Source organism: Allobosea sp. AAP35 (genome assembly GCF_001295925.1).
Taxonomy (GTDB): domain Bacteria; phylum Pseudomonadota; class Alphaproteobacteria; order Rhizobiales; family Beijerinckiaceae; genus Allobosea.
The window spans coordinates 40190-54527 of record NZ_LJHQ01000045.1 but is presented as its reverse complement, the minus strand read 5'-3'; the positions used below and the strand labels follow the sequence as shown (position 1 = coordinate 54527).

The window sequence follows — 14338 nt, the reverse complement described above, 5'->3', positions numbered from 1 at the left end:
CGCAACAGGATGGGCCGGGCATGGGCGACGAGGACGACGCGAAGCAGGTCCGCAGCATCTTCATCTCGGATCTTCACCTTGGCACGCGCGGTGCCCAGGCTGATCTGGTTCTGGAATTCCTGCGAGACTATGACGCCCCTCAGATCTATCTGGTCGGCGACATCATCGATGGCTGGCGGCTGAAGAGCGGCTGGTACTTCCCCCAATCCCACAACGACGTCATCCAGAAGCTGCTGCGCAAGGTTCGCAAGGGCTCGAAGCTGATCTACGTCACCGGCAACCACGATGATTTCCTGCGCGACTTCACCGGGCTGCAGTTCGGCGGGATCACGCTCGTCGACGAGGTCATCCACGAAACCGCCGACGGCAAGCGCTTCCTGGTGATCCATGGCGATCTGTTCGATCTCGTGGTGCGCAACGCCAAATGGCTCGCCCTGCTCGGCGACTGGGCCTACACGGCCGCGCTCGCGTCCAACGCCGTGATCAACAAGGTTCGCCGCCTGCTCAACCTGCCGCACTGGTCGCTGTCTGCCTGGGCCAAGCTCAAGGTCAAGAACGCGGTCAACTATATCGGCGAGTTCGAAACCTGCCTGGCCGGCGAGGCGCGCCGGCATAACGCCGACGGCGTCATCTGTGGCCATATCCACCACGCCGTGTGCCGCGAGATCGACGGGCTGACCTATATCAACACCGGCGACTGGGTCGAAAGCTGCACGGCCTTCATCGAGCATCACGATGGCCGCTTCGAGATGATCCGCTGGCCGCAGGGCCGCCAGAAGGGCGAGGCCCCGGTGCCTGTCGTCGTTCCGGCCCGGCCTCTGCCGGTGCCAGCGCTCGTCGAGGCCGCCTGATGCGCGTCATGATCGCGACGGATGCCTGGCGTCCGCAGATCAACGGCGTCGTGCGCTCGCTGGAACGAATGGTGCAGGCGGGGCCCGCTTTCGGCGTCACGCCTAAAATGCTGACGCCGGAAGGCTTTCGCCAGATCGGCCTGCCGAGCTATCCCGACATCCGCATCGCGCTTGCGACGCGGCGGGCGCTGGCGGAGCGTATCGCCGATTTCGGGCCCGACCACATCCACATTGCGACCGAAGGGCCGATCGGCTGGCTGACCCGGGCGGTGTGCCTCGCCCAGAAGCGGCCCTTCACCACGAGCTACCACACCCGCTTCCCGCAATATGTCGCGGCGCGCTGGCCGATTCCCGAAAGCTGGAGCTACGGCTTCCTGCGCCGCTTCCACGGGCCGGCGGCTGCCGTGATGGTCTCGACCGCGTCTGTGGAAAGCGAGCTGCGCCAGCACGGCTTCGAGAAAATCGTGCGCTGGGGGCGCGGGGTCGATCTCTCCCTGTTTCATCCGCGCCCGCAAAGCGTGCTCGACCTGCCGCGTCCGATCTTCCTCAGCGTTGGGCGCGTCGCGGTCGAGAAGAACCTCGACGCCTTCCTGTCCCTGCGGCTGCCGGGCAGCAAGGTCGTGGTCGGCGACGGGCCGGCCCGCGCCGATCTCCAGAAGGCCTTTCCCGACGTGACCTTCCTGGGCACGCGTGAGGGCGAGGATCTGGCGGCGATCTATGCGTCCTCGGACGTCTTCGTGTTCCCGAGCCTGACGGACACCTTTGGCATCGTTCTGCTGGAGGCGGCGGCGAGCGGCCTGCCCGTTGCGGCCTTCCCGGTGCAGGGGCCCAGCGACGTCTTTGCCGGCAGCGGGGCTGCCGTGCTAAACGAGGATCTGCGGACGGCGGCGCTGCAGGCGCTGCGGATTCCGCGCGAGATCTGCCTCGAACTTGCGGCGAGCCACAGCTGGGACCGCAGCGCCGCGCAGTTTTACGGCCATATCGCGCAGGTCGTCAGCCAACATGCGGGGCGCCTGCCCCGCAATGGGGTGGCCGTGGCGCCGCAGCCGGGGATCACAGCCTTCGCGAGCGCGCATCCCGCGGAAGGGCTGGGGCCGCGGCGTCTGCCGGTTTGAGGAGGGCGCGGAAAGCGTCCCGCCGTTCATGCACCGAGGCGATGACGAAACCCATCGGCACGCCCAGCCCCACCAGCGCGGCCTCCGACAGCTGAAGACTGGCCTCGATCGTCTCAGGCACGGCATCGTTGACGCCGATCCTGTAGAGATGACGCGCATGATCGGCGTCGCGCGCGCGGGCCACGATGACGAGATCGGGCTTGAGCTCGCGCGCCGCCAGCACGGTGGCATCGACCGCGCGCTGATTGTCTATCGTCACGATCAGCGCTGTGGCCTCCTCGATGCCGCAGAGCCGCAGGAAATCAGGCCGGGTCGCATCGCCATAAAAGGCCGGTCGCCCCGCCCGTCGCTGCGCCGCGATCAGCGAAGCGTCCGAATCGATCACGATATAAGGCTTGCCGTGCTCCTCCAGCATCGAGCCAACGAGTTGGCCGACACGGCCGCCGCCGACGACGATGGCCCGGGCCGAATGGTCGAGCGGCGGCAGCACCTTGGCCTCGTCGGGCAGGATCACCGGCACGGCCAGCTTCAGGGTGAGGCTGCGGGCCAGCCTTGCCAGCAGCGGCAGCGCCACCATGGTCAGCGACACGCCAGCCAGCACCAGGCTGGCGGCGGGCTGGTCCAGTAGCTTGGCCGCGACCGCACCATTGAGCAGGACGAAGGCGAATTCGCCGCCGGGGCCGAGCATGATCGCGGTCTCAACCGCAGTCGCCTTCGACAGGCGCAGAAAACGGGCGAGACCGAAGACGAGCAGGGATTTCGCGGCGAACAGGCCAACCGCGATGCCGAGAATGGCCAGGGGTTGGGCGGCGAGCTGCGCCGGGTCGACGCCCATGCCGACGGTGAGGAAGAACACGCCGATCAGCAGCGATTTGAACGGCTCGATCGTGACCTCGATGGCGCGGCGATATTCCGTCTCGGCGAGCAGCAGGCCTGCGATGAAGGCGCCCAGCCCCATCGAGAGCCCGGCCGCCGCGGCGATCATGCCGGTGCCGAGCGCGATCAGCAGCGTCGCCGCCATGAAGCTCTCGGAGGAATCGGTCGAGGCGACCAGGCGAAACAGCGGCCGCAGCGCCCGCCCGCCGACCAGCACGATCGCGGCGATCGCAGCAAAGGCCTGAAACAGGGCCTGAACCAGACCGGCCAGCAGCGAGCCGCTGCCGTCCTGCGCGCCGAGCACGCTGACAAGAAAGAGCAGGGGAATGACCGCGATATCCTGGCAGATCAGCACCGCGAAACTGGCGCGGCCGGCCGAGGAGGTCATGCGCTTCTTGGCCGAGAGCAGCTCCACCACCATCGCGGTGGAGGACAAAGCGAGGCCAAAGCCGATGATCAGCGCCGCCGTCGCCGGCTGGCCCAGCGCGAACGCGACACCGCCGATCGCGGCCGCAGAGAGTACGACCTGGCCCAGGCCCAGCCCGAAGACGAGGCGGCGCATGGTCTTGAGCCGCTCGAACGACAGTTCCAGCCCGATGACAAAGAGCAGGAAGGCGACGCCCAGTTCAGCCGGTCCCGCCAGCGCCTCGGCGCTGGAGACGGTGATGGTGCTCAGCAACGGAACCGAGGAGACCAGCCCGCCCAGGCCGAAAGGGCCAAGCAGGGCACCGCAGGCCATGAAGGCGACGACCGAGTTGATCTTGAAGCTCTTGGCGAAAGGCACGATCACGCCGGCCGTCGCGAGCACGACGACAGCGTCCTTGTAGACGGAAGGATCGACGGTTCCGGCCAAGGCGGCGCGCTCTGCGATTCGGAAGAGAGATGGTACCGCGAGACTGTGCGGTCCGGTGCGCCGCAACACAACCTTCGCGGCGTTGTCGCGGTCCAAGAACCTGCTTCAGACGTTCACGCAGGTTTGCAATGTCTTGCGATGCGTCCTGTGAGCATGCGGATGCTGGCGATTTGAGCGAAAATGGTGGCGCTTTCGATCGATTTCTCCCAGTCCCTCGCGAGGCGGCGGCAGCGTCCGAGCCATGCGATTGGCTGCTGGCCCACCCAGCGGCGACGCCGATCACGCTCGGCTTGGGCGACAACGGTCGAGGCCAGCGGAAACCCCATTTGCTTCAGTACCAAGCAGGGCTCACAACCTGCCGATAGCGCTCAACTCCGGCGCTCAGGTCGCCGGCGATCCAGGCGGCGGCGGGCCGGTCAGTTCGTTGTAGGCAAACTGCTTTGTATCTATGATGTTACCAGCAGGTCCCCAGGTGAACCTGAGGCCGTTCCAGTTGCCGAAATGCATGCCGCCTGACTGCGTTCCCTGCCAATAGAATTGCAGATGGATGGAGGCGGCGACTTCGGCGGCTGTGCGCTGAGCAAGTTGGTAGCAGAATTCGTTGCCGTCATAACTGGCGTGGCCATTGGCTTCTGAACACGGTCCGATCCGTGCGACCAAGCAGCTATGGAATTCGATGCGCTTGACCTTGCCACGCAATTGTTCGAGCTGGGCCAGATCCGTTCGGGATATCCCGCTCTTCCCGGGGCCGATGTAAAGGTTGCCCTTTTTGGGATCGACAACCCGAGCCGACAAAGTGGGATGTTGAAAGGCGCCTCGGCAGCACTGCACGAAACCAGGCAGGCCGTGCGACATGATTTTCAGCGTCAGATTGCCGCCGGCGGCATCACCCCGCTTGATGACATTGTCGATCATCCATTGCAGCGGTGTGTCGCCGTTCACTTCAAGCACATCGCCGAGCGGCTTCCAGCCGAACAGACGGACGTCATGGACGATGAACTCCTTCGGGGGCCCGGGTGGCGGAGGCGGAACGGGAGGCGAGGGCGGGGCCGGGGGCAGAGGGCCAATGGATGCGAGCTCCTGGTCGAGCGCGGCGACTGTCTTTTTGCCGACGATATCGTCGATCCGGCCAGCGTAATTCAGGATCCGGCGCGCTGTCTTGAAACTCCGGACGCTGGCAGCCGTCGACGGCCCGTAACGCATCTGGGTTAACTCGTCTGGCGAGATGGCCGCAGCGCCAAGCCGGATCAGCGCCTGTTGGATCTTGCCGACGAAAGCGCCTATGGCCCCTTGCTTTACATTACTGGAATCTGCGACCGCGCAGGCTTCCAAGCGCGGATCGCCGGAGAATTCTTTCGACTGGAGTGGCATCGGCCTGTCCTCATGACATGGAGGAAGTGACAGTCGCGCGCATCATCGACCCGCAAGCTGGACCGGCAGGACGAAAATTATATGACGAAATGCCGGAAGGGAATGCCTACTGCCATAGACTTAGAAGCACTTACTGAGAGCGTGTTTGAGCAGGATTCCCAAGCCGGCGTTGGCGTGATTCAAAAGGCGTCGGATCAACGACGCGAGCCGATCCAAAGTCGAAAGGCAGCCGCCTGTAAGGCGACGCCACGATGCTAATCTGACCGCCCCCCGGTGGGCGTGATCGCGCCCGTGATTCCGAATGCGCGGCCGCCCGCCGGGCCGGATGCAGGGATCACCTGTGCTCCCCAATCCAGCTTCGTTTCGTCTTCTCAGCGTCGTGTTGGCCAGTGCGGCTTGCGTCGAGCCATCTGGTCGAAGGTTTCCCGTCGCTTGCATCCTGGGTTAGCCTTCGCCGACATTCTCCAGAAAGCTTGGTCAGAAGGCTACCGCATGCGTTTCACCGGCACCGAGAACTATGTCGCCACCGAGGATCTGACGGTTGCGGTCAATGCCGCGATCCGGCTGGAGCGGCCGCTGCTGGTCAAGGGCGAGCCCGGCACCGGCAAGACCGTGCTGGCCGAGGAGATCGCGGCTGCGCTCGGGGCGCCGTTGATCACCTGGCATGTCAAATCGACGACCAAGGCGCAGCAGGGCCTCTACGAATACGATGCGGTCAGCCGCCTGCGCGACAGCCAGCTCGGCGATCCGCGTGTCTCCGACATCGCGAACTACATCCGGCGCGGCAAACTCTGGGAGGCCTTCGTCGCCCCCGAGCGGCCCGTGCTGCTGATCGACGAGATCGACAAGGCCGATATCGAGTTCCCCAACGACCTGCTGCTCGAGCTCGACCGCATGGAGTTCCATGTCTACGAAACCGGGGAGACCGTCAGGGCCGCGCGCCGGCCGGTGATCATCATCACGTCCAACAACGAGAAGGAATTGCCCGACGCCTTCCTGCGCCGCTGCTTCTTCCACTACATCCGCTTTCCGGACACGCAGACGATGCAGGCGATCGTCGAGGTGCATTTCCCCGGCATCAAGAAGCGGCTGATGGAGGAGGCGCTGAAGCTGTTCTTCGAGGTGCGCGAGGTGCCCGGCATCAAGAAGAAGCCCTCGACCTCCGAACTGCTCGACTGGCTCAAGCTGCTCGTCGCCGACGAGATGACGCCTGAGATGCTGCGCGAGCGCGATCCGCGCAAGCTGATCCCGCCGCTGCATGGGGCGCTGCTCAAGAACGAGCAGGATGTCTCGCTGTTCGAGAAGCTGGCGTTCATGGTGCGGCGAGAGGGACGGTGAGGGGGCGCGGGACCTCCCTCAGCCCTCGTCCTGAGGGCGAAGTTTGGCACTCGCCGGATAGACACACCCGCGCCGTCATTCCGGGCGAGCGAAGCGAAGTCCCCGAATCCATCGTAGGGCGCTGATCTCTATGATGGATTCCGGAGCGGCGCCGCTTTGCGGCTTGTCTGGAATGACAGAGGCAGGAATGGGCAGGAGGGCTGGGGTGACAGCCGTCGCGAGAGGCAGAGGGCCGGCCTTCGATCTGGCCCCTTCCTTCCCGCACTAACTTCCTGTTAAGACATTACGCATTCCTTGCGGGTGACGAGGGGATGCCGTCTGCGGCAGCCCGACGCCCATCAACAGGAGGCCGCCGCTCGATGCGCGCCACGATCGCCGCCGAAGCCGTCCGTTCCACGGGCCCTCTCCGCCGCCACCGCCGCAAGGCGATCCCGCTGCTGATGGTCCTGGCGGCTCCGGCGCTCGGCGCCTGCAGCACCTCGCCTCTGAAGACGGCCGCAGCCAAGGCCGCTCCCGCAGCCAAGACGCCCCAGGACGTGCGCAAGCGCGCCATCGAGCTCGCCAAGGCCGATCCGCGCGAGAAGGACTGCCTCGTCCGCGCGATGTATTTCGAATCCAACCGGTCGAGCGACAGCGGGTTGCTGGGCGTCGGCACGGTCGTGCTGAACCGGGTCGAATCACCGAGATACCCCGAGACGATCTGCGGCGTCGTCGGCGCGCCGCGCCAGTTCGCGCCGGGCGTGCTGACCCGCGCCATGGCCGCCCGCGACCTGCCGCGGGTCGAGGCCGCCGCCGAGGCGATCCTGGCTGGCAAGCGCAACGAGTCGGTCGGGAACGCCAAGCATTTCCACATGGCCGGCCTGCGCTTTTCCTACGCCAACATGCATTATGTGACGGTGGCCGGCGGCAACGCCTTCTACGTCAAGGGCGAGCGGCCCGAGCGCCGCCGCATCGAGGAGCCCAGCTACCAACTCGCCAGCGTCTCCGCGCCTCTCGCCACCACCACGGCGTCCTCTGTGCCGAATTCGTTTGCCACCGCGCCGCTGGCCTTCGCGCCGGAAATGGCGGTCGCGCCCGTCGCCATCGCCTCAAACCAGCTCGTCACCGCGCCGCTGCCGCCCGGACGGCCGCTCGATCTCGACCTGCCGCGGAAGACCGCATCCGCCGCCGTCGTGCCGGCCAGGCCGGATGCCCGGCTCGCCTCGCTCATGCTCGACAGCCGCGGTCTTGACGCCAAGGCCCTGCGCGGCAGCCTGAAGCTGGACTGATCGCCTCCTGTATTGCTGCCGCCGATCGCATGGTGCCTCTCGCAAAAGCCGGGCGCTGCCACTAGGTTGCGCTGATGCGACGCCTCATGCTCCTGCGCCATGCGAAATCGAACTGGCCCGAAGGCGTGGCCGATCGGGAGCGGCCGCTTGCCACGCGGGGCCGCGAGGCCGCCCCGGTGATGGGGCGCTATCTCGCCGACGAATTACTGCTTCCCGACCTCGTCCTGGTCTCGCCGGCGCGACGGACGCAGGAGACCTGGCAGCTGGTGGCCCCGATGCTGCCGGAGAAGCCGCCGGTCCAGCACGAACCCCGCATCTACGAGGCGCCGATGCGGCGGCTGCTCGAGGTCGTGCAGGAGACCGAACCGCAGGTGAAGACGCTGCTGCTGATCGGTCACAATCCCGGTTTCGAGGATCTGGCGATGCATCTGACCGGCCATGGCGACCGCTATGCGGCGGCGCGTCTGAGCCAGAAATATCCGACCTGCGGGCTGGCCGTGCTCGATTTTGCCGTCGAGGACTGGCGCGATGTCGCGGCGCGCGGCGGCCGGCTCGACCGCTTCGTCACCCCAGCCTCTATCGGCGAAGGCCCGGACGAATGAGCCTGTCCGCATCGTGAGCCAAAATTCCTATCTCGATGACGCACGCCAGGCCGCGCTTGCCTTCGGCGACAGCCTGCTCGGCATGGGTCGGCCCCGGCTGCGGCTGGGGGTCACCGGTCTGTCGCGCTCGGGCAAGACGGTGTTCACCACCGCCTTGATCCAGAACCTGATCGAGGGCGCCAAGCTGCCTGTGCTGAAAGCGGCGACCGAGGGCCGGATTTCGCGCGTGCGCCTGGTGCCGCAGCCGGACCCGGACATCCCGCGCTTTCCCTATGAGGCGCATCGGGCTTCGCTGAACGGGGCGGAGCGGCGCTGGCCCGACTCGACGCGGCGGATCTCCGAACTGCGCGTCGAGATCGACTACGAGCGCGCTTCCGGCTGGTTCAAGGGTCCAGCGACGCTGACGCTCGATATCGTCGATTACCCCGGCGAATGGCTGCTCGACCTTGCTCTGATCGGGCAGGATTACAAGACATGGTCGCGCCAGGCCGTGGGCGATGCGCGCAAGGCGCATCGGCGCGAGGCGGCCGCCGCCTGGCTTGCCGATCTGCCGGCGCGTGATCCTATGGGTGCGCCCGACGAACTCGCGGCCGAGGCTGCCAGCGACCGTTTCAAAGCTTATCTCGGCCGGCTGCGCGCCGATCCCGAAGCGGTGGCCGTGACGCCGCCGGGGCGCTTCCTGATGCCGGGCGATCTCGAGGGCTCGCCAGCTTTGACCTTCGCGCCGCTCGATCTTGGCGCCGATACCGAGCCGCTTCCCGGCACGCTGGCGGGGCTCATGGCGGAGCGTTTCGAGGCCTATAAGCGCGTCGTTGTGGCGCCGTTCTTCCGCGACCATTTCGCCAGGCTCGACCGCCAGATCGTGCTGGTCGATGTGCTGGCGGCGCTCGATGCCGGCGCGCCGGCGCTGGCCGATCTCGAAACCGCGCTCGGCCAGGCGCTGGCGGCCTTCCAGGTCGGGCGCAATTCCTGGCTGTCGAGCCTGTTTGCGCCTCGGATCGAGCGGGTGCTGTTTGCGGCCACGAAGGCCGACCACGTTCACCACACCAGCCATGACCGGCTGGCGGCGGTGATGGGCCATCTCGTCGCGCGTGCCGCCTCGCGCGCGCAAGGGGCGGGCGCGCGTGTCGAATCGATGGCGCTGTCGGCGGTGCGGGCGACGCGCGAGGTCCGCATCAAGCAGGGCCGCGAGGATCTTCCCGCCATTGCCGGCGTGCCGGAGGCGGGCGAGATGGTCGATGGCGAGGTCTTCGACGGCATGAGCGAGGCGGCGATCTTTCCTGGCGAATTGCCCGAGCGGCCCGATTCCGTGTTCGATCCGGCAGCGAAATGGCAGATCAGGGCGCCGCGCTTCCGGCCGCCGCTGGTCGAGGCCGATGCCGGAGGCCGCAGCAGGCCGCCGCCGCAGATCCGCCTCGACCGGGCGCTCGAATTCCTGATCGGGGACAGGCTGGCATGAGCAAGGCGCCGCGCGCGATCCGGCTCGATCCGGCCACCCTCGAAGCGGCTCTCGACGAGAAGGTCCGCGGGGGCGAGGTCGCGATTCTGCCGGAGAACGAACCGATCGACCCTGTCGAGCCCGCGGTCCTGCCGGTCGCCAAACGGCGCTGGTCCTGGGGCGGGCTGTTCGTGGCGGGGCTTTCGGGCTTCCTGACGCTTGCGGTCGGTGTCTGGGCCGAGCGCACCATCGTCTCGCTGATGCAGCAGAGCCCGGTGCTGGGCTATGCGGCGCTCGTTTGCGCGGCGCTGGCGGCGCTTGCGCTGCTGGTCATGCTGGTTCGGGTGCTGCGCGACATCCTGCGCGAACGCAAGGTCGAGGCCCTGCGCCTGCGCGCCATGGCCGCGCTAGCCGAGGGCAGCCTGAGCGAGGCCCAGGCCGTGGCCGCCGAGCTTGCGGGTCTTTACGGCGCGCGCGCCGACACGGCCAAGGGGCGGGCGCATCTCGCCGACAGCCTGCCGCAGCTCTTTGCCGCGCGCGACGTGCTCACCGTCGCCGAGCGCAGCCTGATGGCGCCGCTCGACGCGCTGGCGCAGGCGCAGATCGCCCAGGCGGCGCGGCGGGTCTCGCTCGTCACAGCGGTCAGTCCACGCGCGCTGATCGACATCGTCTTCGTGCTGGTCGCCTGCGCGCGGCTGCTGCGGACGATCGCCGGCATCTATGCCGGGCGCCCCGGCACGCTGGGGCTGATCCGGCTGGCGCGGCAGGTGCTCGGCCATCTCGTCGTCACCGGCGGCATCGCGGCCGGCGATGCCGTGATCCAGCAGGTGGTCGGGCAGGGTCTGGCGGCGCGGCTGTCTGCCAAGCTGGGGGAGGGCGTGCTGAACGGCTTGCTGACGGCGCGCATCGGCCTTTCGGCGCTGGCGGTGTGCCGACCGATGCCCTTCGTCGAGGCTGCGCCGCCCAGCCTCGGCGATGTCGCCGGCGACCTGTCGTCCTGGCGCGGCGCGCCGGAGCAGAGCGGGGCCTGAACGACACGATGCCCCCGCAGGGCTTAGGCAGATTCTGCCGGGCTGGCCGATTCTGCCCGGCGCAAACCGGGTCTAAACCTCTGAGAAACCATCCAAGTCATTGGTATTTCAGGCCCGCGCCGCTGGCATGGGCCGTGCAGTTATCGCCTCGAAAGTGATGGTCGCCCCGGGGGGCGCCGGTCGAGGTGAGGGTTCCATGGGTGTTTTCAGCGCGTTGACAACGGCAGTTTCCGGAATGCAGGCGCAATCCTATGCGCTGGAAAACATCTCCGGCAACATCGCCAATTCCCGCACGGCCGGTTTCAAGCGGGTCGACACGACCTTCTCGGACCTCGTGCCGGATTCAGCGCTCAACCGGCAGATCTCGGGTTCGGTTGCGGCCTACAGCCAGTCGACCAACTCGATCCAGGGCGATCTCACCGCGACGCGGATCGACACCAACGCGGCGATCAACGGCGATGGCTTCTTCGTCGTCGATCAGCGCACGACCGGGCTCGGCAGCAACACGCAGTTCGCCAATACGAACCTGTACACCCGTCGCGGCGATTTCGACTTCGATGCGAACGGCTACCTCGTCAATGGCGCCGGCTATTATCTGAAAGGTCTCAAGATCGATACGGTTACGGGTCAGCTCATCGGCACGCAGCCGGAGGTGTTGCGCATCACCAAGGAGCAGTTCCCGGCAAAGGCGACGACTTCGATCGAATACCGTGCCAACATCCCCGCCGTCCCGGGCACCAACAATGCGACGGCCGGGACGCCGGGCTCGGAACTGCTGTCGCCGACCGGCTTCACGAGCAATCCGCTGTCAACCACAGAAGGTGGAACGGGCGTCGTGATCGGCAGCGATCTCACCAGATTTCTCAGCCAGACCATCCCTGGAGGCTCAGTCACTGTCTATGATGCGCTCGGCAAGGCGACGAGCGTCGAGTTACGTTGGGGGAAGACCGTCAATGCCGCACCCGCCGTCGCGGCAGACCCGGCGGCAATTCCTCCGGTCGTCGGCTCGGCCGCGACCGTCGATACCTGGAACCTTTTCGTTGCCGAGAATACCGGCGCAACAGGCGCCGTTCCCGCGTATCGCAACGCCAATACAAGCATCACCTTCGGGTCGACGGGGCAACTGGAGACGCCGGCCAACGGCAACATTCTTCTGCCCGAAATGACCATCGGCGGCACCCTGATTAGTTCGGCCGCCAACCCGATCAATTTGACGACTGGTGGCAACGGCGTCACCCAAAACGGCGATGTCAGCGGCCAGATCGACGCCCGCTCGATCCGGCAGGACGGGTACACCGCCGGCACACTCGACCGCACTAGCGTCTCGGCCACCGGCCAGGTCATCGGCACCTTCAGCAATGGACAGGTGGTGGCGCTGGCGCAGCTTTCGGTCGCGCGCTTCAACGCCGACAACGCGCTCAAGCGGCTTGATGGCGGTGCCTTCGAAGAAACGATCGAATCAGGAGCGCCGATCATCGGGCTCGGCACCTCGCAGCTCATCGGCGGCAATGTCGAACAATCCAACACCGATATCGCCGACGAATTCTCGAAGATGATCGTCACCCAGCAGGCCTATTCGGCCAACACCAAGGTCATCACCACGGCTCAGGAAATGCTGCGCGACGTCTTCAGCATCATCCGCTGAAGGCTCTCGAGACGTTCGGCGCCGCCCGACAGGGCTTCTAGCCGCGACAGGAATTGACCATGGGTCTCAGCACATCCCTCAATACCGCGGTCGCCGGGCTGAACGCCACGCAGATCGGCATCGGCGTCATCTCGCAAAACGTCGCCAATGCCGGAACGGCAGGCTATGTCCGTCGGGCCGTCTCGACATCGGATACGCTGAGCGGACAGACGGTTGGGAGCCAGAGCACGCAGGTCCAGCGACTGCTCGACAAGATCGTCCAGCACCAGCTCTGGCAGGAATCCGCCGGGGCCGCCTATACCTCGACGCGGGCCGACATGCTGTCGGGCCTCGACCAGCTCTATGGCGCGCCGGGCAGCGCAACGGCGCTCGATTCGATCTACAGCGGCTTCACCAGCGCGCTGCAGGCTCTCCAGAACGACCCGTCATCCTACAGCCTGCGCACCGCGGTGCTCGATAACGCCGGTCAGCTTGCCGCCCGACTCAACACACTGTCGGATGGTGTGCAAAGCTTGCGCAGCGACGCCGAGACCGGCATCGCCAGCGCGGTCACGCAGGTAAACAACCTGCTCGAGGCGCTGACGAACGTGAATGCGCGGATCGTCGGCACGCCCAACGATGCCGCCGCCGCCGGCCTGAAGGATCAGCGCGACCTGATCCTGTCGGAGCTGTCGCAGTTCATCGACATCAAGACCAGCGAGGACGCGCGCGGCTCGATCAGCATCACGACCGGGTCCGGTACGCAGCTCTTCGACGGCCGCCCGTCGGTGACCTTCGGCTTCGATGCGCGGTCGGGCCTGGACGCCGATGATCAGTGGAGCAGCGATCCGGCCCAGCGCGGCGTCGGGACCATCACCATGTCCACCGGTTCCGGTGGCACGATGGACGCCATCGCCAACAAGACGTTCCGCTCCGGCGAGATCGCCGCGCTCGTGGAGATGCGCGACAAGACGCTGGTGCAGGCGCAGGCGCAGCTCGACGAGATCGCGTCGCAGATGGCCAAGGCGCTGTCGGACCGCGAGACCAAGGGCGTCGTCACCGGCGCCGGCGTGGGCAACTCCGCCACGCTTGCCATCGCCTCGCCCTCCACGCTGTCGCCGGGCAACACCATCACCTTCGACTACAAGGCGACGGCCACCGGCCCGACGCAGCGCCTGACGCTGGTGAACGCGTCGGCCGGCACGGTGCTGCCCGCAACAGCCGTCGGCGACGCCAGCAATCAGGTCATTGCCGTCGATCTGTCGGGAAGCGCGGCCGACATCGCCACGGCTATCCAGGCTGCTCTCGTCGCCACACCGGGCGTGCCTGCCTTCACCTTTTCCAATCCGAGCGGAAACCAGCTCCTGATCTCGGCCCCGGCGGCAAGCCAGGTCATGGGGGTTGCTTCCTATGCGACCAATACCGCGCTGACCGGTGGGAGCGCCGAAATCCCCCTGTTCGTCGATGGCGGTGCCGGCGGTGTCGCGTTCACGGGCTCCTATGAGGGCCGTTCGCAGGCGCTTGGCTTTGCCGGACGGATCACCGTCAATCCGGATGTGATCGCCGACCGGTCGAAGCTCGTGGTCTTCAACACGACCGCGGGGTCGACGACGCCTCAAGGGGACGCGACGCGGCCCAAGCTCATGCTGGAGGCCTTGACGCAAACCCAGCGCAGCATCACCAACCGCACCGGCCTAGACGGCTCGACCGCGACGACCCAGCTGACGGTGTCCAATCTCGTCCAGCGCATCGTCTCCTCGCAGGGCCAGTCGGTGGAGACCGCCAAGCGGCTGGACGAGGGCCAGCAGGTCGCGCTGGCCGCGATCCAGAGCCGGTTCCAGCAGACCGCGCAGGTCAATGTCGACCAGGAGATGGCGCAGCTGATCGAGTTGCAGACCGCCTATGCCGCCAATGCCCGCATCATCTCGACCGTTAAGGAGATGATGGACCTTTTGATGAGAGTGTGAGCGC

The 14338-nt window shown here is 66.6% G+C and carries 11 protein-coding genes and 1 pseudogene; 9 read left to right on the top strand and 3 right to left on the bottom strand.

Translation table 11 applies throughout. The features are described from left to right. Positions 1 to 20: 20 nt before the first annotated feature. Positions 21 to 851, top strand: a complete 831-nt coding sequence (locus IP69_RS15385; RefSeq protein ID WP_054143759.1) for a UDP-2,3-diacylglucosamine diphosphatase — start codon at positions 21 to 23, stop codon at positions 849 to 851. After that, positions 851 to 1966 carry a glycosyltransferase family 1 protein gene (locus tag IP69_RS15380; protein WP_054143713.1) on the top strand — a complete coding sequence of 372 codons (1116 nt, stop codon included), beginning with the start codon at positions 851 to 853 and terminating at the stop codon, positions 1964 to 1966. The genes IP69_RS15385 and IP69_RS15380 overlap by 1 nt, the downstream gene beginning before the upstream one ends. Here IP69_RS15380 and IP69_RS15375 read toward each other — a convergent pair. The 3 genes and pseudogenes from IP69_RS15375 to IP69_RS15370 form a co-directional block, all read right to left on the bottom strand. Beyond that, complete coding sequence (locus tag IP69_RS15375) at positions 1905 to 3695, bottom strand: cation:proton antiporter (protein ID WP_054143712.1); 1791 nt, start codon at positions 3693 to 3695, stop codon at positions 1905 to 1907. The two genes, IP69_RS15380 and IP69_RS15375, sit on opposite strands and share 62 nt — an antisense overlap. Before the next feature lie 113 nt (positions 3696 to 3808). Then, positions 3809 to 3967, bottom strand: a pseudogene (locus IP69_RS21515) (IS5/IS1182 family transposase); the annotation flags it as partial. 109 nt (positions 3968 to 4076) lie between these two features. Further along, complete coding sequence (locus tag IP69_RS15370; RefSeq protein ID WP_054143711.1) at positions 4077 to 5066, bottom strand: peptidoglycan-binding protein; 990 nt, start codon at positions 5064 to 5066, stop codon at positions 4077 to 4079. 492 nt (positions 5067 to 5558) lie between these two features. Here IP69_RS15370 and IP69_RS15365 point away from each other — a divergent pair, with 492 nt between their 5' ends. From IP69_RS15365 to flgK, 7 genes are all read left to right on the top strand, one after another. Further along, the gene (locus IP69_RS15365) at positions 5559 to 6404 is read left to right on the top strand and encodes a MoxR family ATPase (protein WP_054143710.1); all 846 of its coding nucleotides are present in this window, start codon (positions 5559 to 5561) and stop codon (positions 6402 to 6404) included. Between the two features lie 359 nt (positions 6405 to 6763). Then, a complete protein-coding gene (locus IP69_RS15360) occupies positions 6764 to 7672 on the top strand; it encodes a cell wall hydrolase (RefSeq protein WP_054143709.1) in 909 nt (302 codons plus the stop codon). Positions 7673 to 7746: 74 nt separating this feature from the next. Continuing rightward, on the top strand, positions 7747 to 8274 hold the full coding sequence (locus IP69_RS15355) for a histidine phosphatase family protein (protein WP_054143708.1): 528 nt from the start codon (positions 7747 to 7749) through the stop codon (positions 8272 to 8274). A 10-nt stretch (positions 8275 to 8284) separates the two neighbouring features. Then, entirely contained in the window at positions 8285 to 9733 is a 1449-nt protein-coding gene (locus tag IP69_RS15350; RefSeq protein WP_054143758.1) for a YcjX family protein, read from the top strand. Continuing rightward, positions 9730 to 10743, top strand: coding sequence for a TIGR01620 family protein (locus IP69_RS15345; protein ID WP_054143707.1), 1014 nt, complete (start codon positions 9730 to 9732; stop codon positions 10741 to 10743). Before IP69_RS15350 ends, IP69_RS15345 begins: the two co-directional genes overlap by 4 nt. Positions 10744 to 10939: 196 nt before the next feature. Next, entirely contained in the window at positions 10940 to 12388 is a 1449-nt protein-coding gene (locus tag IP69_RS15340) for a flagellar hook-basal body complex protein (protein WP_197279902.1), read from the top strand. Positions 12389 to 12447: 59 nt separating this feature from the next. Then, on the top strand, positions 12448 to 14334 hold the full coding sequence (gene flgK / locus IP69_RS15335; RefSeq protein ID WP_054143705.1) for a flagellar hook-associated protein FlgK: 1887 nt from the start codon (positions 12448 to 12450) through the stop codon (positions 14332 to 14334). The last annotated feature ends 4 nt before the right edge of the window (positions 14335 to 14338 follow it).